Here is a 482-nt window from a genome sequence, read left to right on the forward strand (position 1 = left end):
TTGCTGGCGGGAGATCCAGTTCTACATCACGATCGAGCACTGGAACCGGCGCGAGCGGCGTCCGATCGATCTCCGCGCCCTGGATGGGGCCCTGCGTCGGGATCGCGCCGCGTCTGCGAATGCGAACGTCGTCCCGCCGGACCTGTGAATTCCGACACCGCGCGGACGACCGCCCCGGACGCTCGTCGGGCATGAAGCGCCTCGGCGGATCGCGAGCGGACCCCGAGACAGGAGGAGGACCATCGTGGCCGACCGCATCGTCCGATCCACCCCGGTGTTCCTGCGGCCGTTCCGCCTGCCCGGCTTTGATGGCGAGCTTCCGGCCGGCCGCAATCAGCTGGATACCGAGATCCGGGCCCCGGCAGGCCTGTCGGATCCGGCGGCATGGCGGGCATCGGTTGTGGTCCATCTTCACCCCACCGCCGATATGCCCAACCTCGCCCGGGCCCTGACCGTGCGGCTGGCGGACATCGACGCGGCGG

Annotated in this window: 1 pseudogene; it reads left to right on the forward strand. The window is 70.3% G+C overall.

From position 1 onward, the window contains the following. Positions 1 to 244: 244 nt before the first annotated feature. Positions 245 to 482 (forward strand): annotated as a pseudogene (locus tag FG154_RS20775) (hypothetical protein); the annotation flags it as partial.

The sequence above is a fragment of the Cereibacter sediminicola genome, from assembly GCF_007668225.1.
GTDB classification, from domain to species: Bacteria; Pseudomonadota; Alphaproteobacteria; order Rhodobacterales; family Rhodobacteraceae; genus Cereibacter_A; species Cereibacter_A azotoformans.